Source organism: Streptomyces sp. BB1-1-1 (assembly GCF_031597775.1).
In the GTDB taxonomy this organism is placed as follows: domain Bacteria; phylum Actinomycetota; class Actinomycetes; order Streptomycetales; family Streptomycetaceae; genus Streptomyces; species Streptomyces thinghirensis.
This window is the reverse complement of the sequence record NZ_CP134203.1, coordinates 4,646,309-4,672,500: the sequence shown is the minus strand read 5'-3', so window position 1 is coordinate 4,672,500 and position 26,192 is coordinate 4,646,309. Positions and strand designations below refer to the sequence as shown.

At 72.5% G+C, this 26,192-nt stretch carries 19 protein-coding genes, 2 tRNA genes, 1 rRNA gene, 1 pseudogene and 1 riboswitch (1 of these 24 cut by a window edge); of the genes and pseudogenes, 8 read left to right on the top strand and 15 right to left on the bottom strand.

The features are described from left to right. Together RI578_RS21500 and RI578_RS21495 are read right to left on the bottom strand one after the other, a co-directional pair. Positions 1-41: ribosomal RNA gene (locus RI578_RS21500) — 16S ribosomal RNA — on the bottom strand; it reaches 1,486 nt to the left of the window's first position. A gap of 636 nt (positions 42-677) precedes the next feature. Continuing rightward, on the bottom strand, positions 678-1,226 hold the full coding sequence (locus RI578_RS21495; protein ID WP_310872573.1) for a MarR family transcriptional regulator: 549 nt from the start codon (positions 1,224-1,226) through the stop codon (positions 678-680). Between the two features lie 135 nt (positions 1,227-1,361). On the opposite strand from RI578_RS21495, the gene RI578_RS21490 reads away from it, so the two are divergent. Beyond that, complete coding sequence (locus RI578_RS21490; protein ID WP_310875826.1) at positions 1,362-2,639, top strand: MFS transporter; 1,278 nt, start codon at positions 1,362-1,364, stop codon at positions 2,637-2,639. 71 nt (positions 2,640-2,710) lie between these two features. On the opposite strand, the gene RI578_RS21485 is transcribed toward RI578_RS21490, so the two are convergent. Next, a complete protein-coding gene (locus tag RI578_RS21485) occupies positions 2,711-4,360 on the bottom strand; it encodes a SpoIIE family protein phosphatase (RefSeq protein ID WP_310872572.1) in 1,650 nt (549 codons plus the stop codon). Between the two features lie 186 nt (positions 4,361-4,546). Beyond that, positions 4,547-5,926 (bottom strand): NAD(P)/FAD-dependent oxidoreductase, encoded by a 1,380-nt coding sequence (locus RI578_RS21480; protein ID WP_310872571.1) that lies wholly within the window; start codon positions 5,924-5,926, stop codon positions 4,547-4,549. A gap of 374 nt (positions 5,927-6,300) precedes the next feature. On the opposite strand from RI578_RS21480, the gene RI578_RS21475 reads away from it, so the two are divergent. Together RI578_RS21475 and RI578_RS21470 are read left to right on the top strand one after the other, a co-directional pair. Next, entirely contained in the window at positions 6,301-7,095 is a 795-nt protein-coding gene (locus tag RI578_RS21475) for a helix-turn-helix domain-containing protein (RefSeq protein WP_310872570.1), read from the top strand. Between the two features lie 246 nt (positions 7,096-7,341). Further along, complete coding sequence (locus tag RI578_RS21470; protein WP_310872569.1) at positions 7,342-9,549, top strand: sigma-70 family RNA polymerase sigma factor; 2,208 nt, start codon at positions 7,342-7,344, stop codon at positions 9,547-9,549. A gap of 104 nt (positions 9,550-9,653) precedes the next feature. Here RI578_RS21470 and RI578_RS21465 read toward each other — a convergent pair whose 3' ends face one another. Continuing rightward, the gene (locus RI578_RS21465; protein WP_310872568.1) at positions 9,654-11,771 is read right to left on the bottom strand and encodes an asparagine synthase-related protein; all 2,118 of its coding nucleotides are present in this window, start codon (positions 11,769-11,771) and stop codon (positions 9,654-9,656) included. A 690-nt stretch (positions 11,772-12,461) separates the two neighbouring features. Here RI578_RS21465 and RI578_RS21460 point away from each other — a divergent pair. Both RI578_RS21460 and lhgO read left to right on the top strand, forming a co-directional pair. Then, on the top strand, positions 12,462-13,883 hold the full coding sequence (locus RI578_RS21460; protein ID WP_121747852.1) for an MFS transporter: 1,422 nt from the start codon (positions 12,462-12,464) through the stop codon (positions 13,881-13,883). 76 nt (positions 13,884-13,959) lie between these two features. Further along, complete coding sequence (gene lhgO, locus RI578_RS21455; protein WP_310872567.1) at positions 13,960-15,204, top strand: L-2-hydroxyglutarate oxidase; 1,245 nt, start codon at positions 13,960-13,962, stop codon at positions 15,202-15,204. On the opposite strand, the gene RI578_RS21450 is transcribed toward lhgO, so the two are convergent. After that, the gene (locus RI578_RS21450) at positions 15,201-15,614 is read right to left on the bottom strand and encodes a Dabb family protein (protein WP_310872566.1); all 414 of its coding nucleotides are present in this window, start codon (positions 15,612-15,614) and stop codon (positions 15,201-15,203) included. The two genes, lhgO and RI578_RS21450, sit on opposite strands and share 4 nt — an antisense overlap. A gap of 101 nt (positions 15,615-15,715) precedes the next feature. On the opposite strand from RI578_RS21450, the gene trmB reads away from it, so the two are divergent. Both trmB and RI578_RS21440 read left to right on the top strand, forming a co-directional pair. Next, positions 15,716-16,579 (top strand): tRNA (guanosine(46)-N7)-methyltransferase TrmB, encoded by an 864-nt coding sequence (gene trmB / locus RI578_RS21445; RefSeq protein WP_310872565.1) that lies wholly within the window; start codon positions 15,716-15,718, stop codon positions 16,577-16,579. A 10-nt stretch (positions 16,580-16,589) separates the two neighbouring features. Further along, positions 16,590-17,987: a PrsW family intramembrane metalloprotease gene (locus tag RI578_RS21440; protein ID WP_310872564.1), complete on the top strand. Its 1,398-nt coding sequence runs from the start codon at positions 16,590-16,592 to the stop codon at positions 17,985-17,987. A 41-nt stretch (positions 17,988-18,028) separates the two neighbouring features. On the opposite strand, the gene RI578_RS21435 is transcribed toward RI578_RS21440, so the two are convergent. The 7 genes and pseudogenes from RI578_RS21435 to RI578_RS21405 form a co-directional block, all read right to left on the bottom strand. Further along, positions 18,029-18,973: an aldo/keto reductase gene (locus RI578_RS21435; RefSeq protein ID WP_310872563.1), complete on the bottom strand. Its 945-nt coding sequence runs from the start codon at positions 18,971-18,973 to the stop codon at positions 18,029-18,031. A gap of 138 nt (positions 18,974-19,111) precedes the next feature. After that, a complete protein-coding gene (locus RI578_RS21430; RefSeq protein WP_310872562.1) occupies positions 19,112-20,146 on the bottom strand; it encodes a M23 family metallopeptidase in 1,035 nt (344 codons plus the stop codon). 11 nt (positions 20,147-20,157) lie between these two features. After that, positions 20,158-20,316, bottom strand: a riboswitch (cyclic di-AMP (ydaO/yuaA leader). A 254-nt stretch (positions 20,317-20,570) separates the two neighbouring features. Next, entirely contained in the window at positions 20,571-21,770 is a 1,200-nt protein-coding gene (locus RI578_RS21425) for a PP2C family protein-serine/threonine phosphatase (protein WP_310872561.1), read from the bottom strand. A gap of 196 nt (positions 21,771-21,966) precedes the next feature. Next, positions 21,967-22,040: transfer RNA gene (locus RI578_RS21420), tRNA-Met, on the bottom strand. A gap of 58 nt (positions 22,041-22,098) precedes the next feature. Further along, positions 22,099-23,226: pseudogene (locus RI578_RS21415) on the bottom strand (dihydrofolate reductase family protein); the annotation flags it as partial. A 108-nt stretch (positions 23,227-23,334) separates the two neighbouring features. Beyond that, entirely contained in the window at positions 23,335-23,643 is a 309-nt protein-coding gene (locus tag RI578_RS21410; RefSeq protein ID WP_310872560.1) for a hypothetical protein, read from the bottom strand. Continuing rightward, positions 23,643-23,906, bottom strand: a complete 264-nt coding sequence (locus tag RI578_RS21405; protein ID WP_310872559.1) for a hypothetical protein — start codon at positions 23,904-23,906, stop codon at positions 23,643-23,645. The genes RI578_RS21410 and RI578_RS21405 overlap by 1 nt, the downstream gene beginning before the upstream one ends. Before the next feature lie 181 nt (positions 23,907-24,087). On the opposite strand from RI578_RS21405, the gene RI578_RS21400 reads away from it, so the two are divergent. Next, a complete protein-coding gene (locus tag RI578_RS21400) occupies positions 24,088-24,348 on the top strand; it encodes a winged helix-turn-helix domain-containing protein (protein WP_310872558.1) in 261 nt (86 codons plus the stop codon). Between the two features lie 15 nt (positions 24,349-24,363). Here the strand turns inward: RI578_RS21400 and RI578_RS21395 are convergent. Continuing rightward, positions 24,364-24,439 (bottom strand) — tRNA-Lys (locus RI578_RS21395). 109 nt (positions 24,440-24,548) lie between these two features. Next, complete coding sequence (locus RI578_RS21390; protein WP_310872557.1) at positions 24,549-26,084, bottom strand: amino acid permease; 1,536 nt, start codon at positions 26,082-26,084, stop codon at positions 24,549-24,551. Positions 26,085-26,192 lie beyond the last annotated feature (108 nt).

Sequence of the window (26,192 nt, the reverse complement as noted above, 5' to 3'; positions counted from 1 at the left end):
CGCCAGCGTTCGTCCTGAGCCAGGATCAAACTCTCCGTGAATGCTTTACATCACGGGAGCGGAACAGTCGGAGGAATAATCCGACCGTTCACAGCGTCCTCGCTGTATTTTTCTTCAAAGGAACCTCAACCCGATCGAAGAACCGATCAGGTCGGGGTATCAACATATCTGGCGTTGACTTTTGGCACGCTGTTGAGTTCTCAAGGAACGGACGCTTCCTTTGTACTCACCCGAGAGACTCTCTCAGGCTTTCCTCCGGGCGCTTCCCTTCGGTCTTGCGTTTCCGACTCTATCAGATCTTTCCGATCCGATTTCCTCGGTGCTTTCCAGGTTCCCGCTTTCGCGTTTCCCTTTCCGGCGGTTCCGACTCTATCAGATCCTTTCGGGCTCTGATTCCCCGTCAGAGGGGGTTGTCTTCCCGGCTGTTGGGCCGTTCCGACGTCTCAAACCTTAGCGGACCTTCTCGGCGATTCCCAATCGAGGTCGATCGAGCCGTCAAGCCCCAATCGGAATTGAATTCGGACACGCCGAAGCCATTCCCACTGGGAGATCGTGCTGGTGGTTTGGTTGCCGCTGGTGCGGCGGGAGGTGCTACCGCAGAACCGTTACGGCCCCGTGGCAACCCGAAGAACCCTACGGATCCCGCAGGGGGCTGTCAAGGACACCTGTCAAGATCTTTAATCGAGGTCGCTGAGCCGGCCGCCCGCGTCCGGCTGGGCGTGCTCCACCCTGCGCAGGAGGCGGGTGAGGACGTCACCCAGTGCGGTCCGGTCGTCCGCGGAGAGGTCCTGGAGCAGGTCCTCCTCGAAGACGGAGGCGAGGCGCATCGCCTCCAGCCACTTCTCGCGCCCCTCCGCCGTCAGCTCGACGATGACGCGGACCCGGTTGGACTCGTCGCGGTCCCGGGTGACGAGCCCCTCCCCCACCATGCGGTCGATGCGGTGGGTCATCGCGGCCGGGGTGAGACCGAGACGCTTGGCGAGGTCTCCCGGGCCCAGGCGGTAGGGGGCGCCGGAGAGGACGAGCGCCTTCAGCACCTCCCAGTCGGTGTTGCTGATGCCCAGCTCGGCGGTCTGCCGGCCGTACGCGACGTTCATGCGGCGGTTGAGGCGGGAGAGCGCCGAGACGATCTTCTCGACCTGCGGGTCGAGGTCCTGGAACTCGCGCTGGTAGGCGGCGATCTGCTCTTCGAGTGTCGGCTCGCCGGCGCCGGAGGTGTCGCCCATGGCCGAAGTATGGCACGCAGCTCCTTTGCCTTGAAGTCCTTCGCTGTGTACTCTTTAGCTTCGAACTTTAGCTTCTAAGTCTTCACTCCTAACGGATGGAGCATCGACCCAGAGAGGGTGAACGTGACCAGGGCAATGGGCGCAGCGATGCGCCGGATTCATGTGGGCAACGCACTCAGCGCGTTCGGGCTCGGCTTCACCGTCCCCTACCTGTACGTCTATGTGGCGCAGGTACGGGGACTCGGTTCTGTGACGGCGGGTCTCGTGCTCGCCGTCTTCGCCGTGGCCGCTTTGATCGTGCTGCCGTTCGCCGGGCGGGCCATCGTCCGGCGGGGCCCGCTGCCGGTACTGCTCGCCGCCCTGGTCACCGCCGCGCTCGGTGCGCTGAGCCTGGGGCTGTCGGCCTCGGCGGCCACCGTGCTGTCGTCCGCCGCCGCGCTGGGCGCGGGGCAGGCCGTGATGCAGCCGGCGCTCGCCACGATGATCGTCGACTGCTCGCCGTCCGAGACGCGGTCGCGGGCGTTCGCGACGCAGTTCTTCCTGCAGAACCTGGGGCTCGGCGTCGGCGGACTCATCGGTGGGCATCTCGTCGACACGTCGAGCGCCGCGTCCTTCACGCTGCTGTTCGCGATCGAGGCGGCGATGTTCCTGGTGCTGGTCGCGGTCATGGCGACGGTGCGCACACCGCGCGCGCCGCGCATGGAGGAGGCGCCGGGCCAGTCCGCCGGGGGCAGCTGGAAGCAGCTGCTCGGCAACCGGGCCATGGTGCAGCTGTGCGTGCTGGGCTTCGTGCTGTTCTTCGCCTGCTACGGGCAGTTCGAGTCGGGGCTGAGCGCGTACGGCGTCGAGGCGGCGGGGATCTCCACCTCCACGCTGGGCACCGCGCTGGCGGCGAACACCCTGGTGATCGTCATCGCGCAGTTCGCGGTGCTGAGGTTCGTGGAGCGGCGGAAGCGGTCCCGCGTGATCGCCGCCGTGGGTCTGATCTGGGCCGTGGCGTGGGCCGTGGCCGGGTACGCCGGGCTCGGGCACGGCAGCCAGGCGATGGCGACGGCCGCCTTCATCTCGACGTACGCGCTGTTCGGTCTGGGTGAGGCGCTGCTGTCGCCGACGGTCGCGCCGCTGGTGGCGGATCTGGCGCCGGCCGGGCTCGCCGGGCAGTACAACTCCGCCTTCGCCCTGGTGAAGCAGCTCGCGCTGGCGATCGGGCCGGCAGTCGGCGGGCCGCTCGGGGCTTCACTGCACGCGCCGTACATCGTGGCGTTCCTGCTGTTCTCGCTGGGCATCACGGTGCTGGCGGTGCGGCTGGGGCGGCAGCTCACGGACGTGCAGAACCAGCCGTCGCTCGCCAGGAGCCGGGTGGTCACGCAGAGCGGGGCGCCGGCCGAGTCGGTGGCGGCCGCGGAGGCGTGAGCGAGCGGGGCAGTGACGGGTGCACCCCGGTCACTGCCCCGTCACTGCCACGTCCCGGTCCCGGTCCCTCTTCACGGCTTCGGCAGGACGAACTCGCACCAGACCGCCTTGCCGCCCCCGGGTGTGCGCCTGGAGCCCCAGTTGGAGGCGATCGTCGCGACGATGGCGATACCCCGGCCGGACTCGTCCCCGGGTTCTGCGCGGCGGCGTCTGGGCAGGTGGTCGTCGCCGTCGGTGACCTCGATGATCAGGCGGCGGTCGGTACGGCGCAGGCGCAGCCGCATGGGGGGCGTGCCGTGCTGGAGGGAGTTGGCGACCAGTTCGCTGGTGGCCAGGACGCCCAGGTCGTGCAGCTCGGTGGGGAAGCGCCAGCTGGTCAGGACGCCGGATGCGAAGGCACGCGCGCGTGGGGCCGCTTCCACGCCGCCGAGCAGTTCCAGGGCGGCGTTGCGGAAGCGCTCGGCATCGGCGCCCTTGCGGGCGGGGTGCTGGAGGACCAGGACGGCGACGTCGTCGTCGTGGTCCGGGGTGACGCCCGCCGAACGGACCAGGCGGTCGCAGACCACCTGGGGCGTGCCGGTCGCGCCGGACAGGGCGCGCTCCAGGGCGGCGATGCCCTCGTCGAGGTCTTCGTTGCGGCGTTCCACCAGGCCGTCGGTGTAGAGGACGGCCGTGGAGCCGGGGGTCAGGGCGATCGAGCCGGAGGAGTGCATCCAGCCGCCGGTGCCGAGTGGGGGGCCGGTGGGTTCGTCGGCGCGCTGGACGGTGCCGTTCTCGTCGCGGACCAGGATGGGCAGGTGCCCGGCGGACGCGTAGACCAGCCGGCCCTCGTTCGGGTCGTGGATGGCGTAGACGCAGGTGGCGATCTGGTTGGCATCGATCTCGGTGGCGAGGCCGTCGAGGAGCTGGAGGACCTCGTGCGGGGGCAGGTCGAGGCGGGCGTAGGCCCGGACCGCCGTACGGAGCTGGCCCATGACGGCCGCCGCGCGGACGCCGCGTCCCATGACGTCGCCGATGACCAGGGCGGTGCGGCCGCCGCCGAGGGTGATCACGTCGTACCAGTCGCCGCCGACCGCGGCCTCGGTGCCGCCGGGGTGGTAGGTGGCGGCGACGCGCAGGTCGTCGGGTTCCTCCAGTTCCTGCGGGAGCAGGGAGCGCTGGAGGGTGACGGCGGTCTCGCGCTGGCGGCTTTCGCTCGCGCGCAGTCGGGCGGCGGCCTCGGCGTGGTCGGTGACGTCGGTCGCGAAGACGAGTACGCCGCGGTCGCCGCCGCTGTCGCCCTCGGTGACCGGGGTGCAGGTGAAGGTGTAGGAGCGGCCGTCGGGGGCCTTGCGGGACTTGAGGGTGCGCGGCCTGCCGCTGCGCTGGACCTGGTCCAGGAGCGGGAAGAGGCCCAGCTCGTCCAGCTCGGGGAGGGACTCGCGGGCCCGTTCACCCGGACGGCGGGTGCCGAAGGCCGTGACGTAGGCGTCGTTGACGTAGGCGAGGCGGTGGTCGGGGCCGTGGACGAGGGCGACGAGGGCCGGGACGCGGTCGAGGACGTCGCGCACGGGGAGGTCGTCGACGGCGGGGACGGGCGGGGCCTCGTCGGTCAGCTGTTCGGCGCGGGCGGAGGGTACGGAGCCGTCGCTCCGCCGGTCCGGGGAGACCGTCGTGTCGGTCCGCGCTGCGGCGCGGCGCTGCGTTCCGGGGAGTCGGGCGCTCCAGCGCGTGAAGTTCACGAATCCTTGCCTCGTGTAGTTGTCGGCGGCCGGGGGCCGGGACGGGCCGGGAGCGGCCGGGGCCCGGGGGCCGCGCGGGAGCGAGCGGTGGCGCGCCCGCGGTGGTGGACCAGTCTGGCAGGGTAGGTGCCGACCGGGCCGACATCCGTCAGACGCCGGACCGGCCGGGGGAGTTCCTGACTCCGGTCAGGACGACCCCTTCGGGTTGCGCGGAGGTTCCTGAGAAGGCTTTCCACCGGCCGCGAGTTCGAACTCCGCTCGCGGATGTTCGAGTGAACCCAGGGAAACGATCTCCCTCTTGAAGAGTCCCGCCAGGGCCCATTCGGCCAGCACGCGCGCCTTGCGGTTGACGGTGGGGACCCGGCTGAGGTGGTAGGCGCGGTGCATGAACCACGCGGGGTAGCCCTTCAGCTTGCGGCCGTAGACGTGCGCGACGCCTTTGTGGAAGCCGAGGGAGGCGACGGAGCCGGCGTACTTGTGCGCGTACGTGTCGAGCGGCTCGCCGCGCAGGGCGTGCGCGATGTTGTCGCCGAGGACCCTGGCCTGGCGGACGGCGTGCTGGGCGTTGGGGGCGCATTCCCGGCCGGGTTCCGGGGCGGTGACGTCGGGGACGGCGGCGGCGTCGCCCGCTGCCCACGCGTGTGCGGCGCCGTCGACGGACAGGTGGGGGGTGCAGGCGAGCCGGCCGCGGTCGTTGAGGGGGAGGTCGGTGGCGGCGAGGATCGGGTGGGGTTTGACGCCGGCCGTCCAGACGACCGTACGGGTGGGGAAGCGGGCGCCGTCGCTGAGGACGGCGACGCGGTCCGCGCAGGACTCCAGGCGGGTGTCCAGGCGTACGTCGATGTTGCGGCGGCGCAGTTCGGTGACGGTGTAGCGGCCCAGGTCCTCGCCGACCTCGGGCAGGATGCGGCCCGACGCCTCGACGAGGATCCACTTCATGTCGTCCGGCGTGACGTTGTGGTAGTACCGCGCGGCGTAACGGGCCATGTCCTCCAGCTCGCCGAGGGCCTCCACGCCCGCGTAGCCGCCGCCGACGAAGACGAAGGTGAGGGCGGCGTCGCGGATGGCGGGGTCGCGGGTGGAGGAGGCGATGTCCATCTGCTCCAGGACGTGGTTGCGCAGGCCGATGGCCTCCTCGACGGTCTTGAAGCCGACGCCGTGGTCGGCGAGGCCGGGGACGGGGAGGGTGCGGGAGACCGAGCCGGGCGCGAGGACGAGTTCGTCGTACGTCAGCCGGCGAGCGCCCGTCTTCTCCTCGCCGGTGGCGAGGGTGGTGATGGTGGCGGTGCGCGTCGTGTGGTCGATGGCCCGCGCCTCGCCGATCACGACGTGGCACTGGTCGAGAACGCGGCGCAGCGGCACGACGACGTGCCGGGGGGAGATCGAGCCGGCCGCCGCCTCGGGGAGGAACGGCTGATACGTCATGTAGGGGTCCGGGGTGACGACCGTGATCTCGGCCTCGCCCCGCCTCAGTTCGCCTCTCAGGTTCCGCTGCAGACGCAGGGCCGTGTACATCCCGACGTAGCCGCCGCCGACAACGAGAATGCGCGCACGTTCCTTCACCATCCCATGACGCACCCGGCGCTTGCGTTTGTCCACAGGCTCGTCGATTTGTGTGATCGGAGATCGGGACGGCGCGGGGTGGGCCGGATCGCCGTGGTGCGGGGTGGTCGTGCAGGTCAGTGGGGGTGTGTGCAGGGGAGGAAGGCGGCACATTCGGGACGTATGCGATCCGTACTCCGATCGGTGGGTGCTCCGTGCGGAACGTGCCCCTTCTGAATTGACTCCCGCTCAACTATGTTCTTTCCCACGGTGTGTTAGGGGGATGTGCTCATCGGGTCCGCGACGGGCGGACCGCCGAACCGGGCCTGTTCCGCGCACTCCGGCTTTCGATGGCGGGGAGAGTCTCCGGGGGGAGACGTCATTACCGGGGGATTGTCATGCATGTTCAGGACTCTCATTGGTCGTCCGCGTCCACTGTCGCGCCCGGTGGCGCGATGAGTGCGGCGACGGGCGGCGCACGCGGGGAATCACGGACCGCGCCTCTGCGCGTGGACGCCCAGCGCAATCTGGAGCACGTGCTGCGCGCGGCGCGCGAGGTGTTCGGCGAGCTTGGGTACGGAGCGCCGATGGAGGACGTGGCACGGCGCGCGCGGGTCGGTGTCGGCACGGTGTACCGGCGCTTCCCGAGCAAGGACGTCCTGGTGCGGCGGATAGCCGAGGAGGAGACGGCCCGGCTGACCGACCAGGCCCGGGCGGCGCTCGGGCAGGAGGACGAGCCGTGGTCGGCGCTGTCGCGCTTCCTCCGGACGTCGGTGGCCTCGGGCGCCGGGCGGCTGCTGCCGCCGGGGGTGCTGCGGGTCGGGGTGTCCGACGACGGTGACGGCGGCGCCGGTGGTGACGGCGGTGCCGTGGCCGGAGAGCCGCGGGTGCCGCAGCAGCGGATACAGCCGGGCTCGGGCGAGCTGCGGCTGGTGTCGGAGGGGTCCGCGTCCGTCGGTGCGTCGGGCACCGGTGCGCACGACGACGGTGCGGCGGCGCTGCTGGAGGTCGTGGGCCGGCTCGTGGAGCGGGCGCGGTCGGCGGGTGAGCTGCGGCCGGACGTGTCGGTGTCGGACGTGCTGCTGGTGATAGCCACGGCGGCGCCCTCACTGCCGGACGCGGCACAACAGGCGGCGGCCTCGTCCCGGCTGCTGGACATCCTGCTGGAGGGGCTGCGGTCGCGACCGGCGTGAGGCGACGCCGCCGTGCGTGGGTGAGGAGGGGTGGGCGAGCCGTGTCGGGGATTCCGCGCGTCTCGCTCAACGCCTGCCCGGACGGGGTGCCTTTTCCTTCCCCGAACGGCTGAGCGTTATTACCGCGTCGCGGCAAGTCCCCACGGACGAGTGATGGTCCGCACTGCGGGGTCCTGACCAAAAGCCAATATGGCACGCTGACCCGGTGTTCGGGACAGGCTGGGCCGGTGGCGGGGGCTTTCCGCGATGAGCGTTGACGGGCGGGACGGGTCACTCGGTGACGGCGATGCCGGACCCGGCGACACAGGGCCCGACGATCCGCCGCAGGTGCCGGGCCAGGGCGGACCGGCTCGGGGTCCTCGGGGCGGCGTTCCTGGGGGTGGCCGCGTTCCTGGGGGTGGCCGCGTTCCTGGGGATGACCGCGTTCCTGCGGAAGGCGGTGGGCCGGCGGAAGGCGGCATCCCCGCGGATGGCGATGGGTCAGCGGAAGGCGGCTTCCCTGTGGGTGGCCGCGTTCCTGCGGAAGGCGGCGTTCCGGCGGAGGGCAGCGTCCCCGCGGAGGGCAGCGTCCCCGCGGAGGGCAGCGTCCCGGCGCAGCGTGAGCTGCACGAGGACAGCGTGCTGCCCCCGCCGCGCGAGCCGCATGACGGCGGCGTCCTGCCACCGCCCCGCGAACCGCACGACCCGCACGACCCGCACGAACCGCACGACGGCGGCGTCCTGCCCCCGCTCCGCGAAATGCCGTCGTCCGACGCCGAGCTGATCGAGCGGATGCGCTCGGGTGACGACACGGCCTACGAGGAGCTGTACCGGCGCCACGCGGACGCGGTGCGCCGGTACGCGCGTACCTGCTGCCGTGACGCCCACACCGCGGACGACCTCACCGCCGAGGTCTTCGCCCGCATGCTCCAGGCGGTACGCGGCGGCTCGGGCCCGGAGCACGCGGTGCGCGCCTACCTGCTCACCGCGGTCCGGCGCGTCGCCGCCGGCTGGACCCGGTCGGCCGGGCGGGAGCAACTGGTCGACGACTTCGCGGTGTTCGCCGCGCAGGCCGCGCACACCACCAAGGTGGCGGACGACGACACCCTGGAACTGGGCGCCGACGTCCGGGCCATGCACGAGGCCGAGCAGTCGATGGCCATGCGGGCCTTCCGTTCCCTGCCGGAGCGGTGGCAGGCCGTGCTGTGGCACACCGAGGTCGAGGACGAGTCGCCGAGCGAGGTGGCCGTGCTCTTCGGGTTGGACGCCAACGGCACGCGCGTACTTGCCAGCCGGGCCCGCGAGGGTCTGAAGCAGGCCTACCTCCAGGCCCATGTCAGCGATGCCCTCGCCGCCGACGAGGAGTGCGCCCGCTACGCCGACCAGCTCGGCACCTACGCGCGCGGCAGGCTGCGCACCCGGGCCGAACGGGGGCTGCGCAAGCACTTGGACGAGTGTGCCAGGTGCCGGCTGGCCGCCGGCCAGATCAAGGAGGTCGCGAGCGGGATTCCCGCCGTGGTGCCGGTCGCGGTCATCGGCTGGTTCGGCGCCGCCGGGTACGCCAAGGCGGCGGGGATCATCGCCGGCAGCGCGGGTGCGGCCGGTGCCGCAGGGGCGGCGGCCACGACGGGCGGTGGCGCGTCCGGCGGCGCGGGTGCCGGGGGCGGTGCGGCGGCCTCCGAGGGGCTGGGCGCGCCGGTGAAGGCCGGCATCGCGGCCGGTGTGGTAGCGGTGGCCGCGGCGGCGGCACTGGTCTTCGCGCTGGTCGGCGACGACGCCCCGGCGGAGCAGCCGCCGAAGGCCGCCCCGCCCGCATCCTCACCGGTGGCCCAGCCGGCCCCGGACACGCCCGCGCCCTCGACGCGGCCACCGCGCCCCCACCCACCGCTGGCCGCACCCGAGCCGTCCCCGTCCCCGACGCCCACCCCAAGGCCGACGCCGCCCCCCTCGCCCAAGCCATCCCCCACCCCGGAACCCACCCCGGAACCGACCCCGACCCCCACTCCCCCGCCGACCCCGACCCCGACCCCACCGCCCGCCCCGACCGTCTACCAGTGGAGCGAGCTGGCGTACGACGTGGGCGGCGACGGGACCGGACCCGAGATGCGGCTGACCGGGAGCAGCTGGGTCTGGCAACGGTCCGCCCTGTCGGTCGGCGGCGAACGGTACGCGCACGGCGTCACGGTGCACGGACGGTCGTCCGTCACCATCGACCTCAACCGCTCCTGCTCGTCCTACGACGCGCTGGTCGGCGTCGACGACCTGACGATGAGGCTGGGCGAGGTCCACTTCTCGGTGCACGCCGACGGCGTCCGGCTGTGGAGCTCCGGGCCGGTCGAGGGCGGGGACCCGGCGGTGCCCGTGCATGTCGACATCTCGGGGCGGGAGACCGTAAGGCTGGTGGTGGAGCCGCACAGCCCCTTCGACTCGGTGGCGCTCGCGGACTGGGCGCGGTCGCGGTTCACCTGCGAGTAGGGCAGGCCCGGGGGCCCGCTGCGGGAGCCGGACCGCCCGGCCCACGCACCGGCACGCGCACCAGCCACCCGCGCCCCCGTCGGACCCGCCGCACAACTGCCCCGTCAGACCCGCCGCACAACCGCCCCCGCCCCGCCCAGCGCCCCCCGCTGCGGCGCGATGCCCGCCGGTACCGCGCGTTGGCGGGCCGGGGTGCCGGTCCAGCAGGTGCCGCGGCGGGCGAGCAGGCGGCGGAGCCACAGTTCGAGGGAGACGAGGTCGGCCAGCCCGTCCAGGGGCAGCGTCTCGCCCGCGGCCGCCGCACGCACCGCCTTGCGCACGACCCGCGCCTCCACGAGCCCCGCCTCCGCGAGCAGCGGCGTGTCGAAGAGCCCCAGCAGGGAGTCCGCGGCGACCCGCAGCCCCGTCCGCGCGGCGGAAGCCGCCAGCCCCTGCGTGGGCGCCCCCCAGCCGCTCGGCAGATCGCTCACCCCCGCCCCCTCCAGCACCGTCCGCAGAATCGACGCCCGCGCCCCCGGCTGCACCCGCAGCGCCTCCGGCAGCGCACGGCAGGCGCGGACGACCTGGTTGTCGAGGAACGGCGTGTGCAGCCGCTGGAAGCGGATCTCGGCGGCCTGCTCCAGTACCCGCACGTCCGCGGCCTGCCGCGCCAGCGCCGCACGCGCGCGGAAGTCGCCCGGCCGCTGCCCCGGCCCCACCCCTGAACGCTGGGAGGACGTCTGGAGGCGAACCGATACTTCAGCCAGCGCCTCTCCGGTCAGCCACCGCGCCGCGGGCCCCGGCCCGGCCCAGGACAGCACCGCGAGCGACGCCTCCATCGCACCGTCGCCCGGCGTGTCGAAGCGCCGGCGCAGCAGCCGTTCGGAGAGCACCTCCAGGCCGGTGCGGTACGGGGTCCGCGCCAGCCGCCGCGCCGCGGCGTACACGCGCGCGGGGACCAGCACCGAACCGTCGGCCTTGGCCAGCGCGGCGACCGGCCGCACGAGATGGCGCCGCTTGCGGTCCATCAGCAAGTCGGCGAGCCGCGCCGGATGGGCGTCCAGCACCTGCCGTGCGCCGTACCCGGTGAAGTGGTCCGCGCTGCCCGCGGCCAGCCGCGCCCGGTGCCGTGCCGCCGCGACGAGACACGAGCCCGGTTCGTCCGTCAGCGGCCCGTCCAGCGCGGCGTACGGCAGGACGTCCTCGCCGCCGGTGACCACCACGTGGTGCAGCCTCGGGTTGGCCGCGAGCGCGCCCGCCCGCTCCAGCTCGGCCTCCTGGCCGCCGACGGCGAGGTCGTTGAAGGTGACGGCGAGCAGCCGCTCCCCCGCGCCCGTGCCGTGTCCGAGCACGGTCCCCGGCATCCCCGGCAGCCCGGCGGCCAGCAGCGCCAGCGTGCCCGAGGCCGGTCCGCCGGACAGGTCGGCCCCGATCCCCGGGACCGGCATCCCACGCGCGGCGCGCCGTTCCGCCGGTCCCATGCCGGGCACCGGCCCGGGGTCGATGCCGTCCCCGGGGACGTGCCGGGGTGCGGCGAGGCGCGTGCGCACGGCCTCGACCAGCGCGTCCCGCACGCCGTCCACGGCCCGGCCAGGGTCGGCCGAGGGCGCCGCCACGGCGAGCGAGGCCACCTGCTCGTACCCGGCGATCTCGCGCGCCCCGGCGCGCAGGATCAGCGCATGCCCCGGCGGAATGCGTTTCACGCCGTCGTACGGGGTGGAGTCGTCCAGCGCGGCCGGCACGTCGGGCGCGGCGAGCAGCGCGGCGAGGTGACCGAAGTCGAGGTTGGCCTCGATGAGGTCGGCCAGGGGCAGCGCGGCCGTCGCGTAGGCCGTGCCGCCCGCCCAGGGGGTGTGGAACACCGGCCGCACGCCCGCGAGATCGCCGCAGACGGTGATCCGCCGGCCGACCTGGACGACGGCCGTGTAGCTGCCGGGCCAGGCCGTCAGGTGCCGAAGGGCTCCGCCGCGCGCGGCGAACAGTCCGACGCGCAGCTGCTCGTCGGTCGCGCCGCAGATACCGAGGACGGCGATCCGGGTCCGCGGGTCGGCCGTGACGACGCGCACCTCGTCGGGGCGCCAGTCGCCGACCGCCCACAGCGGATCGGGGTCGCCCCACAACGGCTGGGCGCCCACGGGCTGCACGGTCTCGCCGTCGTAGCCGGTGGCGCCCGCGGAGCCGCCCGCTCCGGCGATTCCCGCTGCTCCCACGGCGGCGCTGCTCCACCCCACCAACCACCGCATCGACGCCTCCACAGGCTGGGGACAACCAGTGCACCGTACGAACTGGTCCCATGCTGCCATGAAGGGCGCGCCGCAGAGCAGCGGCGGAGCCGCATGTGCTCCCGTGAATGCGCCCTCGCGGAGACTCGCGCGAGAACGTCGACTGCTTCTCCGCACCGCCTCGGAGGGCGCGAAGACGACGCGAATGCGCCCCCGCAACGCGCCCTTTGGCTCCCCGACGCGCCCTCAACTTCCATGGTGAGGGCCGTAGTACCCCGAAAACGTCGGGGTCGATTTTCAGCCAAATCGGCGTCACGCGGACACGTTCGAACACGCTCCGTACAGGCTTTGCGCACCGACCGGCGGTGCGCGGTCCGGGAGGCGAGGCATGCCCCCCGGACCGGTCCGCCGCCCGCGGGGATGTAGGCGGCGGCGTCCCCCAGCCCACTGGATCCAGTACAGCGGGCCGACCCACGCATCGCCCATGGAACCGCTCCCCCCGTGGCCGGAGAAGAGCGCACGGGTGGGCGCACGGCCACACACTGGGAGCACGTGGCAACAGACCGTGCAGGCCCCGCACTTCAGTACGGACCACAATCCCGCCATCCGGAACAATGCCTCTTAACGCATGGGATCCGGCGAACTACGCTGGGTTTACGAATGCCGCGTGGTTATGCCAGCGCGGCAGCCGTCTGTGTCGAGGGGTGGCGCATGTCCAGGGAGCAACGCGGGCCGAACGAAAAGCTCGGCGCCGTTCTCGCCCTCGCGGGAATCAGCAACGCAGGACTCGCCCGGCGCGTCAACGACCTTGGCGCCCAACGCGGGTTGACTCTTCGCTACGACAAGACGTCGGTGGCGCGCTGGGTGTCGAAGGGCATGGTGCCGCAGGGTGCGGCGCCGCACCTCATCGCCGCCGCCATCGGCCAGAAGCTCGGCCGCCCGGTGCCGCTCCACGAGATCGGCCTGGCGGACGCGGATCCCGCCCCCGAAGTGGGCCTCGCCTTCCCCCGGGACGTCGGCCAGGCGGTCAGGTCCGCCACCGAGCTGTACCGTCTCGACCTCGCCGGCCGCCGGGCCGGCGGCGGCATCTGGCAGTCGCTGGCCGGCTCGTTCGCGGTGAGCGCGTACGCGACGCCCGCCTCGCGATGGCTGATAACCCCGGCCGACAGCTCGGTGGCGCGTGACGCGAGCCCGGCCGAGGGCTCCGGCGCACCGCTCAAAGTCGGCCACAGCGATGTGCAGAAGCTGCGGGAGGCCGCCGAGGACGCCCGGCGCTGGGACTCCAAGTACGGCGGCGGCGACTGGCGTTCCTCGATGGTCCCCGAGTGCTTACGCGTCGAGGCGGCCCCGCTGCTCCTCGGCTCCTACTCCGACGAGGTCGGCCGCGCCCTGTTCGGCGCCTCGGCCGAGCTGACCCGCCTGGCCGGCTGGATGGCCTTCGACACCGGCCAGCAGGAGGCTGCCCAGCGCTACTACATCCAGGCCCTGCGCCTGGCCCGCGCGGCGGCCGACGTCCCCCTGGGCGGCTACGTACTCGCCTCCATGTCGCTCCAGGCCACCTACCGCGGCTTCGGCGACGAGGGCGTGGACCTCGCGCAGGCCGCCCTCGAACGCAACCGGGGCCTGGCCACGGCCCGCACCATGAGCTTCTTCCGCCTGGTCGAGGCCCGTGCCCACGCGCGCGCGAACGACGCGGTGGCGGCCGGCGCGGCCCTGAAGGCCGCCGAGAGCTGGCTGGAGCGCGCCCGCCCCGGCGACAGCGACCCGACGTGGCTGGGTTTCTACTCCTACGACCGATTCGCCGCCGACGCCGCCGAGTGCTACCGCGACCTGAAGGCACCACGCCAGGTCCGCCGCTTCACCGAGCAGGCCCTGTCGAAACCGACGGAGGAGTTCGTACGCTCGCACGGCCTGAGACTCGTCGTCTCGGCGGTGGCCGAGCTGGAGTCGGGCAATCTGGACGCCGCCTGCGAGCAGGGCGTGCGGGCGGTCGAGGTGGCCGGCCGCATCTCCTCGGCCCGCACCACCGAGTACGTGAAGGATCTCCTCCACCGCCTGGAGCCGTACGGCGACGAGCCGCGTGTGGTCGAGCTGCGCGAGCGCGCCCGGCCACTCCTGGTGACCCCGGCCTGATCCACCGCCTCCTCCCGGGTTTGAGGGCATTGTCAGTGGCGCAGTGCACTATCGAAGCCGGGAGGTGGGCCGGAAGATGGAACGAGTGCGGACCGGGACCGCGCAGGGCATCGCGCACGGCGTCGCGTACGACTGCGACGTGCTGGTGATCGGCGGCGGAATCGTCGGCCTGTCGACGGCGTACGCGATCACACGCGCGGCGCCGGGCACCCGGGTGACGGTGCTGGAGAAGGAGCCGGGACCGGCCCGGCACCAGACGGGCCGCAACAGCGGCGTCATCCACAGCGGCGTCTACTACCGCCCGGGCTCCCTGAAGGCCCGCTACGCGGTGCGGGGCGCGGCGGAGATGGTCAAGTTCTGCGCCGAGTACGGCATCGCCCACGCCGTCACCGGCAAGCTGATCGTCGCCACCGACCGCTCCGAGCTGCCCCGCCTGCACGCCCTCGTGCAGCGCGGCCGGGAGAACGGCATACCGGTCCGCGAGCTGGGCGCGGCGCAGATCCCGGAGTACGAGCCGGAGGTGCGCGGCCTCGCCGCCATACACGTCGGCACGACCGGGATCTGCGACTACGTCGCCGTGGCCCGGCAGCTGGCCCGGGCCTCGGGCGCGGAGATCCGCTACGGCGCCGAGGTGCGGCACATCGACCGGCGCCCGGGCCTCGGAGCCGCCGTGCGCACCCGCTCCGGGGAGGTGATCCGCGCCCGGGTCCTGGTCAACTGCGGCGGGCTGCACTGCGACGGGATCGCCCGCATGACCGGCGACGACCCCGGCATGCGGATCGCCCCCTTCCGGGGCGAGTACTACGAGCTGGCGCGGCCCGAGCTGGTGCGGGGGCTGGTCTATCCGGTGCCGGACCCGGCGTTCCCGTTCCTCGGGGTGCATCTGACCCGCGGCATCGACGGAAGCGTGCACGTCGGCCCCAACGCGGTACCGGCACTGGCCCGGGAGGGCTACGGCTGGGGCGTGGTGCGGCCCCGCGAGCTGGGCGCGACGCTGACCTGGCCGGGCTCGTGGCGGATAGCCCGGCGGCACTGGAGGTACGGGGCGGGCGAGCTTCGGCGGTCGCTGTCCCGGGGCGCGTTCACGGCGGCGGTGCGCAGGCTGTTGCCCGCCGTGACGGAGAACGACCTGGTCGCCGCACCGGCCGGCGTGCGGGCGCAGGCGGTGCTCGCGGACGGGACGCTGGTGGACGACTTCCTGATCAAGGAGGGCGCCCACGCGGTGCACGTCCTGAACGCGCCGTCGCCCGCGGCGACCGCCTCCCTGCCCATCGGCCGCGAGGTGGGCCGCCGGGCACTGGCGATGCTGGAGCGGGTCTAGGACCCGCCCCCCGGCGCGCTGCTGCCCTCGTAGGAGCCGAGTCCCTCGATCAGGGCGACGAGGGCCGGGTCCCCCGCGAAGCGCTCGGCGTGGATCTGCCGGATGAGGTCACCCGTGGCCGGGTCCTCGTCGTCGGTCAGGTCGTGGGACACCATGTTCCTCACCAGCGGCAGCCCGATCTCGTCGACCTGCCGGTGCAGTGGAGCGTGCATGTACGCCCGGTAGCCCTCGATGTCCTCCACCGCGAACATCGCTCCGTAGTCGAAGTCGCCGCCCACGTCGCGCCCGACCGACCAGTACGCGACGGCGTCGATCTCACGCCCCATCCTGCGGAGCATGTCGAGTGCCTCGTCGACCTTGCCCTGCGGGGCGTCGGGGCGCATGGCGAGACGGATCTGGTGATGGATCACAGCGGTTCTCCTCCGGGCTTTCAGCCTCTCAATTCAGTTATAGACTGTAACTAGAACGATGAGGTCTCGCAACGGCGGGCGCGGACTAAAATCGACGCATTGTGTCTGACTCCCACCACACCCCCGAAGCTCCCACGCCCTCGATGGGGGCCTCCCTGCGGCACGTCCGCGCCAAGGGCGAGCCCCGTTTCCCGGATGGGCCGAAGGCCGATCCCGCCGGGTCGCACTTCGAGCGGCGGATCCGGAGTTTCCAGCCCCGGCGCAGCCGGGTGACCGCCGGGCAGGCGGACGCACTGCAGCGGCTGTGGCCCCTGTGGGGGCTGGACATCGACGGGCAGCGGGTCATCGACCTCGCCGAGCTGTTCGGGAACGCCCGTCCCGTCGTCCTGGAGATCGGCTTCGGCATGGGTGAGGCCACCGCGCGGATGGCCGCCGCCGACCCGGACACCAACATCCTCGCCGCGGACGTCCACACCCCCGGCCAGGGCAACCTGCTGGGTCTCGCGGAGCAGTACGACCTGTCCAACATCCGGGTGGCCAACGGCGACGCGATCATCCTCCTGCGGGAGATGCTCGCCCCCGACTCCCTCGCCGGACTGCGCGTCTACTTCCCCGACCCCTGGCCCAAGAAGCGGCACCACAAGCGCCGCCTGATCCAGCCGGAGTTCCTGGCCCTGGCCGCGACCCGCCTCGCGCCGGGCGCCGTCGTGCACTGCGCCACGGACTGGGAGCCGTACGCCGAGCAGATGCTCGAGGTCCTCACCGCACACCCCGACTTCGAGAACACCGTGCAGGACGGCGGTTTCGCGCCGCGTCCCGCCCACCGGCCGCGGACCCGTTTCGAGGGCCAGGGACTGGACAAGGGTCATGTGGTGAACGACTTGCTCTTCCGCCGCGTACAGCACCCCGTATCGCACCGCGACCAGCACCGCGATCAGCACAAGGAGCAGCCCCCCACCGGTTAGGGTCCATGCCGTGGCCACCTGTCCCCCGTATCCGACGCGTCCGCCGACGCGGACGCATACGCATCCGCACTGGTGGCAGCGCCCCTGGGTGCGTTACGGCGCGCTGATCACCCTGCTCGCGCTCTCCGGCCTGGTGATCCTGGCCCTGGTGCGCGAACAGACCGGCACGCAGGGGTTCCTGGTGGGGCTCGGCCTCGCGGTCCTGCCCGTGCCGTTGCTCGTGGCCGCGTTCCGCTGGCTGGACCGGGTCGAGCCCGGACCGTGGCGGAACCTGCTGTTCTGCTTCGCCTGGGGAGCCTGCGCGGCAGCGCTGATAGCGATCGTCGCCAACAGCTTCGCGACGAGATGGATAGCGACGGCCACCGCCGACCCGGCCGGCGCGGACACCCTGGGCGCCACGGTCATAGCCCCGGTGGTCGAGGAGTCCGCCAAGGCCGCCGCCGTCCTCCTGGTCTTCCTCTTCCGCAGGCGGGACTTCACCGGCATCGTCGACGGAGTCGTCATAGCGGGCGTCACCGCCACCGGCTTCGCCTTCACCGAGAACATCCTCTACCTGGGCAACGCCTTCGGCACCGACCAGCTCACAGGCGACAGCGGCATCGCCTCCGTCACCGCGGCGACCTTCTTCGTCCGCGTCGTGATGTCGCCGTTCGCCCACCCGCTCTTCACCGTGCTCACCGGCATCGGCTTCGGCATCGCCGCGCTCTCCACGGGCCGGCACCGCCTGCGCCGTGCCCTGCTCCCCCTGGCCGGCCTGCTGCTGGCGATGGGCGTGCACGCGCTGTGGAACGGCTCGGCGGCGTTCGGCGAGTACGGCTTCTTCGCCGTGTACGGGACCTTCATGGTGCCGTCCTTCGGCCTGCTGACCTGGCTGGTGATCTGGACCCGGCAGCGCGAACTGGGCACCGTACGCGCCGAACTCCCCGTGTACGTCATGGCCGGGTGGCTGACACCGACGGAGCCGTACGCGCTCGGCTCGATGCGGGCCCGCCGCATCGCGCGCCGGCACGCCCACCGGCACGCCGGGAAGGGGGCGGCGCGGGCGGTGGCGCAGTACGAGGCGTACGCGACTTCGCTGGCGTTCCTGCGCCGGCGCGGGCGGCTGGGCAGGGCGGGCGCCGACTTCGCCGTACGGGAGCGGGAACTGCTGGGCGCCCTGTGGCACCGACGCGACGTGGCGCGCCCGGCACTGGACTACGCCGCCCGGGCCACGGCGCCGCCCGTGCCGGTGGCCGTGCGGCCCTGGGCGCCCCCGTACGGGGCGTACGGGCCCGGCCACCCGGCGACGGCCCCGGCGGCGGCCTCCGCGGCGACCCCGACGCCGTACCCCGCACCGGCCACGTACAGCCCGTACACCCCCTACCACCCGTACTCCCCGTACTCCCCGACCAGCGCCTACCGACCGTAGCGGCACTACCGGCAACAACGGTCGCGCCGACCGCCCAGGGACTAGGCCGACGCCTCCGTCAGCCTCCCCACCTCGCCCTCCGTCAGGCTCAGTTCCGCCACCCCCAGCAGCGCCGGCAGCTGCTCCACCGTGCGCGCGGACGCGATCGGCGCGGCGACCGTCGGCTGCGCGGCCAGCCAGGCGAGGGCGACCGTCGCGACGGGAGCGTCGTGGGCCTCGGCGATCTCGTCCAGGACCGCGAGGACCCGTCGGCCGCGCTCGGTCTCCAGGTGCTTCGCCGCCCCGCCCGCCCGCGGGCTGTCGACGGCCGCGCCGGGCCGGTACTTGCCCGTGAGGAAGCCGGACGCGAGGGCGTAGTACGGCACGGCGGCCAGGCCGGCCCGCTCGGCGAGGTCGCGCGGCTCGCCCTCGTACGTGTCGCGCGAGACCAGGTTGTAGTGGGGCTGGAGGGCCACGTACCGGGCGAGGCCCTCACGGTCGGAGAAGGCCAGGGACTCCGCGAGCCGCTCGGCGGAGATGTTGGAGGCGGCGATGTGCCGGACCTTGCCCGCCTTCACCAGCTCGTCGAGCGCGCCGATGATCTCCTCCACCGGCACCTCGGGCTTGTCGAAGTGGGTGTAGTAGAGGTCGATGTGGTCGGTGCCCAGGCGGCGCAGCGAGGCGTCGGCGGCGGCCTTGATGTTCGCGGCGCTCAAGCCCGGGTACTCGGGGTGCTGGCTGACCTTGGTGGCGAGGACGACGTCACCGCGGTTGCCGCGGGAGGCGAGCCACTTGCCGATGACGGTCTCGGACTCGCCGCCGCTGTTGCCGTCGACCCAGGCGGAGTAGGAGTCGGCGGTGTCGAGGAAGTTGCCGCCGGCCGCCGTGTAGGCGTCGAGGACGGCGAAGGAGGTGTCCTGGTCGGCGGTCCAGCCGAAGACGTTGCCGCCGAGGGCGAGGGGGAAGACCTCCAGGTCGGAGGAGCCGAGCTTGCGCAGAGAAGTCATGTCCTGCGTCAACGAACGCACCGGACCTGGCGATTCCGGAAGCGGGGCAAAGATCCCGCAAACCGGCAGCCCTGACGTCGGGGGGTCGTCGTCAGGACCGCCGGCGATCGGAGGAAACGGCGCCGCGCGAGGCGCGGATCAGGGAGTCAGGCCCTTGCTCTGCAGCCACGCCATCGGGTCGATGCCGCCGCCTCCGCTGGTGTGGACCTCCATGTGGAGGTGCGCGCCGGTGACGTTGCCGGTGGCGCCGACGCGGCCGATGACGTCACCGGTGGTGACCTCCTGGCCGACGCTGACGCTGATGGAGGACTGGTGGGCGTACCAGATCTCGGTGCCGTCGTCGAGGGTGAGCACGGTCTTGTAGCCGTACGACCCGTCCCAGCCGGCCGACGTGATCGTGCCGCTGTGCACCGCCTTGAGCAGCGTGCCCGTGGGGGCGGCGAAGTCGAGGCCGGTGTGGTAGCCGGAGGACCAGTAGGCGCCGGCCTGGCCGAAGCTGGAGGAGATGGTGTACGAGGAGGTCGGCAGCGTGTACTGCTTGGCCAGCTTCGCGAGCCGCTCGGCCTCGGCCTTCTTCGCGGCCTCCTCCTCCGCCTTCTTCTTGGCGGCGGCGGCCTTGGCCTCGGCCTCCTTCTCCGCCTTGGCGGCGGCTTCCGCGGCCTTCTTCTCGGCGGCGGCCGCGGCTTCGGCGGCGGCCTTGGTCTCGACCTGGGCCTGCTGCTGCTCGGCCTGCGCCATGATCCGGGCCCGCAGCGTCTCACCGGCGCCGGGGTCGCTCTCCGAGGAGGTCTCGGCGGCGACCGTGCCGATGCCGCTGAGCGGGGTGGCGGAACCCTGCGGCTCCGGCTTCTCCTCGTCGGAGATGAGCGAGCCGACGTTCGGCAGGTCCGGCATGGAGATCGACACCGGCGGCTTGCCGGTCTGCGCGCTGGCCATGCCGCCCGCGCCGACCGCGGCTATGACACCGACGCCGAGGACGGTGGAGCTGCGGGCGAGCCCGCCGCGCTGCTTGGCGACGCGGTGCCGGCCGCGTACGGGGCGGATGGAGTCCGCGGTGGGATTCCACTCCTCCCAGGGGCCCTCTTCGGTGCGGTAGCCGTCGTAGCCGAAGGTTTCGGTGTCGTGCCCGCTGGGCACGAACGGGGCCTCGGGGGCAGGCCGGTTGGACGCCACGTGGGCGTACTCCTTTCCTTCCTTTCGCCTACCGGGTTAGCTGACGGGTTCGGAGCAGGAAGGTCTCCTACGCGCGTATATCCGCCGTGACTAGGCACGGCGTCATACGCCCGATTCACCCCAATGTGGTGGTTCCCCGGTTCCCTTGCGGGATTCGGCGCGTGCGCACGGAGCCGCCTTCTGTGACGGCTGGGACGACCGCGCTGCGTTATCGAACGTTAATAGACGCGGGGCTCGGATTCCAAGCCGTTCCTCTTGATCATTAACGCATCCGTCCCGGACGTACGCCTCACGATCGGTGAAAACCGGGCGAGTTGACCGGTCCTGAGTATTCCCTTTCCCGCTTCGAGTTTCTGACAGTACGTCAGTTGTTATGCGGAGGGGGGTCGGTCGGTCACGTCCGGTGATGTTGATCAAGGGCCGATCAGGGCCGTCGTACGGCGAGCAGTGCCATGTCGTCGGCCATGCCGCCCCCGGAGTGCCGGCGTACGTCCTCGGCGAGGGTGTCGAGCAGCTCCGTCGGATGCCGGAACACGCGGCCGGCCAGCCGCACGTGCGGTTCGTAGAACTCGCCCCGGGCGTCCCGCGCTTCGGACAGTCCGTCGGTGTACAGCAGCAGCGTGGCCCCACCGGGGAAGTCGGCCTCCTCCGCGCGGTCGGGCCACACGCCCAGCTCGCCCATGCCGAGCGGCAGCGCCGACTCCCGGGCGGGCAGCGGGCGCAGGGTGCCGTCGGCGTACAGCAGCAGGGGCGGCGGATGGCCGCGGTTGACGATGCGGACGATCCCGTCGCCGTGCGGGAGTTCGGCGAGTACGGCGGTGGTGAACCCTTCGAAGGCGTCCAGTCCGTCGCGCCGGGTGCCCTCGCGCGCCAGCGCCCGCTCCAGCCGCTGCGCCACCGCCTCCAGCGTCGCCTCCTGCTCGGCGGCCTCCCGGAACGCGCCGATCACCACGGCGACGGCGGCCACCGCGCCCATGCCCTTGCCGCGCACGTCCCCGACGATGAGCCGGATGCCGCGCGCACTGTCCTGCACCGCGTACAGATCACCGCCGATGAAGGCGTCGGCCTGCGCGGCCTCGTAGCAGGCGGCGATCTCGAACCCGCCGATCCGCTCGGCCGGCTCGGGCAGCACGGCGCGCTGGGCGGCCTCGGCGATCTCGCGGACGGAGACGAGGCGCTCGCCGGTGCGGCGGACGAAGCCGTTGACGAGTACGGCGAGCACGGCGACCGTCGCGATGGTGATCAGCTCGGTGAGGGAGTCGACGTAGTGGATGACGCCCTTGCTCAGTTGCAGCCCGATGACGGCGGCGACGACGGCGACACCGGTGAGCGCCGTGCCGCGCCGTGAGTAGATCGGCGCGGCGACCAGGGGCGCGGCCGTGTAGAGGGGGCCCGCGGTGAAGTACCTCGGGGTGAAGATGTCGTACAGGACGGCGGCGACGATCAGCAGGATGGGGAGCAGGCGTACGAAGGCCCGCCCGTACGAGGTCCGCCGCGGCGGCCCCGCGTCCGGCGGCACGCGTTCCGGGCCGTCGCCGAGGCCGGGGTCGGGCACGGGATCGCCGGGGAGCCGGCCGCCGGCCCGGGCGTACGCTCCCTCGTCCTCCAGCTCACCTGGCCGCACCACTCGTCTCCCGCCACCCCGCACGTCCGCGCCGCTTGCCGTCCCGGTCCTCCAGGTTTCCCGGAGCGGGGGCGGAGGGCGAGCCCGTGGGGGCCGATCGGGTGACGGAGTGCTGAAGTGAGGATGAGTGACGGCGCATGCGCCGCAAACACACCGAAGGCCGGAATCCTCATGGATTCCGGCCTTCGGCCTTGAGTAGCGGGGACAGGATTTGAACCTGCGACCTCTGGGTTATGAGCCCAGCGAGCTACCGAGCTGCTCCACCCCGCGCCGTTGTGTCTCTACTGTACGTCATCCCGGGGGTGGAATGCACATCCGTATCTCCCTGCCCCTCCAGGTGGCGGTTCGGGGCCTTCGCCCGCTCCTCGTACTCCGGCAGTACGACGACGGCGGCGCCCCCGGCGGCGAGCACTCCGCTGCCGTCCGCCCCCGGCACGAAGGTGTCCGGCTCCCGCCAGGCCGTGACCACGCGCCGTACCCCGGCGTCGAGGATCAGCCGGGCGCAGGGCGCGGGCCGGGAGGCGCGGCGGGCGCACGGCTCCAGGCTGCTGTACACGGTGGCGGTCGCGAGCCGCGGGTCGGCGGGGTCGGCCTTCGCGAGCGCCGCCTCCTCGGCGTGCACGACGGGGTCGTCCCCCTCCCGCGAGTGCCCCCGCGCCAGCTCGCTCCCGTCGGCGGCGACCACGACCGCCCCCACGCTGAACGCCGTCCCGGACGGCGGGCACAGCTCGGCGAGCTCGCAGGCGAGCGCCAGCCAGTGCCGGTCGGCGGCGGTGACGCGGTCGCCGGTGCCGGGGGCGGTGGGCAGGTACCGCGTCAGCACCACGTCCTCGATGCGCCGCGACTCCACGAGCCGCAGCCGCCCGCCCTGGTAGACGCCGGGCCCGAAGAGGCGGGGCGCGTCCGGGTCGCCCACGAACAGCGGCGCGAGGACCAGCTGGAGTTCGTCGGCGAGTTCCTGCTGCAACAGCTGGGTGTGCAGGGTCCCGCCGCCCTCGACCATGAGCCGCTGTACGCCTCGCCGGTCGTGCAGGTACTCCAGGCCCGCGTGCCAGTCGAGTGCGGGGCCGAGCGGCACGACGTCGGCGCCGATCCCCAGCGCGCGGGCACGCCGGGCGCCGTCGTCCGTGGTCAGGAGCACCTTCTCCCCGCCCGTGTGCCAGAACGCCGCCGCCGGGTCCAGCTCGCCGGTGGCGCTGACCGTGACCTTCAGCGGGTACTCCGCCTCCCCGGCCGCGACCCGGGCCGCCCGCCGCTCGTCCGAGTTCACCAGCAGCCGCGGGTTGTCGGCCCGGATCGTGCCGGCGCCGACGAGGATCGCGTCGACGGAGGCCCGCACCTCGTCGACACGGTCGAAGTCGGCCGGGGAGGAGAGCAGGAGCCGGTCGGGGCCGGCGTCGTCCAGGTAGCCGTCGAGGGAGACGGCGGCGGAGAGGAGGACGTAGGGGAGGGGCATCAGGCACTCCGGTCAGACGAGTGGACTGGTCGTCGCCAGTAGCCATCGGTCATTGCCAGGCGAACCGTGTCGACGACGATAGTCCGTCCCGACAACCCGGGTGCCGGCTCAGGGAGCGTCGGTGCCGTCGTCCGCTTCGGGCAGGCGTCGGCCACGGGACTCCGCGACCCTCAGCGCGTCGGCGAGGCACTCCGTCAGCCGGATCGCGGTGTAGCGGACCTCGGCGTTCGGGGACACGGGGTCGTCCAGCAGCCGGCGGGCGGAGCGCAGCACGTCCAACCCTTCGGTGAGCTGCCTGGCCTCCGTCTCGTCGGCGAGGCGCGACACGATCCCGCTCCCGTCTCCGGGGGCGAGGAAGCAGGGCTTGCCTTCCGGTGACAGCCAGGGCAGGAGCCGTAGCGCGGTGTACGCCGTCATCAGGCGGCCGCCTTCCGCGCGCCGACGACGTGCTGATCGAGGTCGATGCCGAAGTCGGCGGCGAGGTAGGGGCGGACGAGGCGGGAGTCGGTGCCGTCGAGGGGGAGGTGCCGGCAGTAGGGGGAGTGGTGGAGGGGGAGGCGTGCGGGCGCGGTACTGGGGAGGATGCGCGGGCGCGGGGCGCTGCCCGCGCGGTGGGTTCCGGTACCCGGGCCGAAGAGAAGGCCCAGCCAATGGGCGATGCGGTGGATAAGGTCGTGCATGTCGACGCTCCTGGTAAGCGTTGGCCGTGCCCCGGGGCCCTGCCAGGCCGCCGGGGTCTTTGTGTTGGCGACGATACCGCTAACCGCGTCCCCCTGCACCCCTCTCCGTCCTACCGCGCCCCGACGCGGCACGCCGCGTTCTGCCCCTGCGAGCTGCGTAAGGGTGCAGCACCGTGGAGGAATGACTGAGCTACCGCGCTACGAGTACGTGAAGCTCGCGGACGCCATTGCCGCCGAGATCGCGTCCGGCAAGCTTCCGCAGGGAGCGGCATTGCCTGGCGAACGGGCCATGACAGGGCTCTACAGCGTGAGCATCGGCACCGTGCGACGCGCGATCGTCGAACTGCGGAACCGGGGCCTCGTCGCGACGCTGCCCGCGAAGGGCACGTACGTCATCGGGCAACCCGGCGCATCCGAAAAAGACGACGGGACCGTCAACTGACGGTCCCGTCCGTACTGGTAGGCCCTGTGGGACTCGAACCCACAACCAATGGATTAAAAGTCCACTGCTCTGCCAATTGAGCTAAGGGCCCGGGGCGTGTTGCGTGATGTTGCCACACCGAGCATAGCCCGACGCGGCCGGGACGCCGATCGGGTATCGGGGTCACGGCCGCGTCGCGCCGGTGTCGTGGGACGCGGTGGTTACGGATCCACCGGCTCGGGGGCGTTCGCGCGGGCGGCCACGCGGGCCCGGGTGCGTTCATGGTCGGGGTTGAGGAACCAGTGGCGGGCCGAGGCCAGCCACCAGGTCGCGGCGAAGCCGAGGACGACCAGGACGGCGATCGGCGCGTAGTTGAAGGTCTCCCAGGTGACCGGCGAGACCTGCGGCAGCATGAATAGGACCGTGATGACGCCGACCCACGCCACCGCCACCACGCCCACCGCCTGCGACCAGCGGCCCAGGTGCCAGGGTCCGCGTTCGAAAGCGGCGCCCTTGCGGACGCGCAGCAGGGTCGGGATGACGTACGCGATGTAGAGGCCGATGACGGCGATCGACGTCACCGCCGCGTACGCCGTGACGTTGATCAGGTAGGGCAGGCCGAGGACCAGCGCGGCCAGTGCCGCCAGCCAGACCGCCGCGACCGGCGTCCGGGTGCGCGGGTTGACCGTGTGCCAGACGTGGGAGTAGGGCAGCGCGCCGTCGCGGGAGAAGGCGTAGATCATGCGGCTGTTGGCCGTCACCGACGCCATCCCGCAGAAGAGCTGCGCTCCGATGACGACGAGGAGGAGCAGCTTCCCGGCGGTCGCGCCGAGGGCGTCGAGCAGGATCTGGGCGGGCGGCGCCCCCGTGGGGGACGTCAGGGCGCCCTCGTAGGACTGGATGGCGAAGGTGAAGCCGAGGAGGAGGACGAAGCCGGCGATCCAGGACGTCCAGATGGCGCGGACGATGCCCTTCGGGCCGGCCGTGGACGCGTCGTGCGTCTCCTCGGTCATGTGGGCGGAGGCGTCGTAGCCGGTGAAGGTGTACTGGGCCATGAGGAGGCCGATGAGGACGACGTAGACGCCGCTGCCCCAGCCGGTGTTGTTGACGAACTCGCCGAAGACGAAGGACGCCGACTGGTGTTGGTCGGGGGCGAAGGTCAGCGCGCCGACGATGACCGCGACGCCGGCGACGTGCCACCAGACGCTGATGCTGTTGAGGAGGCCGACGATGCGGACGCCGAAGGTGTTGAGCAGGCCGTGCAGGACCAGGATGGCCGCGAAGAGGAGGATCGTGCGGCCCGGGGTGACCTCGAAGCCGAACTGGAGGTTCAGGTAGGCGCCCAGGAAGGACGCGGCGCCGAAGTCGATGCCGGCGGTCACCGCGACCTGGCCCAGCACGTTGAACCAGCCCGTGAACCACGCCCAGGCGGCCGCCGTACGGGGCGGTGCGAGGCGGTGCGCCCAGAAGTACAGGCCCGCCGAGGTCGGGTACGCCGAGCAGATCTCGGCCATCGCCAGGCCGACGAAGAGGGTCATCAGGCCGACGGCGACCCAGCCCCACGTGATGACGGCGGGGCCGCCCGTGTTCATGCCGAAGAGATAGAGGGTCAGGCAACCCGAGAGGACCGAGATGATGGTGAAGGAGACCGCGTAGTTGGAGAACGCCGACATGCGGCGGGCCAGAACCTGGGTGTAGCCGAGCTGGGCCAGCCGTTCCTCGTCCGACAGCCCACTCGCCTTGGCGTCATCTGTCATGCCCCCAGCAATTCCCCTGTGGCGGGCGTGACATGCGTCACTCAGTGGCCTGAACAAAGCGCCTGAACAAAGCGCCGTGGCCTCCACCCGGCAGGGCGGAGGCCACGG

Coding starts and splice junctions, on each gene's coding strand:
- RI578_RS21495 (WP_310872573.1), bottom strand. CDS start 1,226: ATGGGCGACACCTCCGGCGCCGGCGAGCCGACACTCGAAGAGCAGATC.
- RI578_RS21490 (WP_310875826.1), top strand. CDS start 1,362: ATGGGCGCAGCGATGCGCCGGATTCATGTGGGCAACGCACTCAGCGCG.
- RI578_RS21480 (WP_310872571.1), bottom strand. CDS start 5,926: ATGGTGAAGGAACGTGCGCGCATTCTCGTTGTCGGCGGCGGCTACGTC.
- RI578_RS21475 (WP_310872570.1), top strand. CDS start 6,301: ATGCATGTTCAGGACTCTCATTGGTCGTCCGCGTCCACTGTCGCGCCC.
- RI578_RS21470 (WP_310872569.1), top strand. CDS start 7,342: ATGAGCGTTGACGGGCGGGACGGGTCACTCGGTGACGGCGATGCCGGA.
- RI578_RS21465 (WP_310872568.1), bottom strand. CDS start 11,771: ATGCGGTGGTTGGTGGGGTGGAGCAGCGCCGCCGTGGGAGCAGCGGGA.
- RI578_RS21460 (WP_121747852.1), top strand. CDS start 12,462: ATGTCCAGGGAGCAACGCGGGCCGAACGAAAAGCTCGGCGCCGTTCTC.
- lhgO (WP_310872567.1), top strand. CDS start 13,960: ATGGAACGAGTGCGGACCGGGACCGCGCAGGGCATCGCGCACGGCGTC.
- RI578_RS21435 (WP_310872563.1), bottom strand. CDS start 18,973: ATGACTTCTCTGCGCAAGCTCGGCTCCTCCGACCTGGAGGTCTTCCCC.
- RI578_RS21410 (WP_310872560.1), bottom strand. CDS start 23,643: ATGACGGCGTACACCGCGCTACGGCTCCTGCCCTGGCTGTCACCGGAA.
- RI578_RS21405 (WP_310872559.1), bottom strand. CDS start 23,906: ATGCACGACCTTATCCACCGCATCGCCCATTGGCTGGGCCTTCTCTTC.
- RI578_RS21400 (WP_310872558.1), top strand. CDS start 24,088: ATGACTGAGCTACCGCGCTACGAGTACGTGAAGCTCGCGGACGCCATT.
- RI578_RS21390 (WP_310872557.1), bottom strand. CDS start 26,084: ATGACAGATGACGCCAAGGCGAGTGGGCTGTCGGACGAGGAACGGCTG.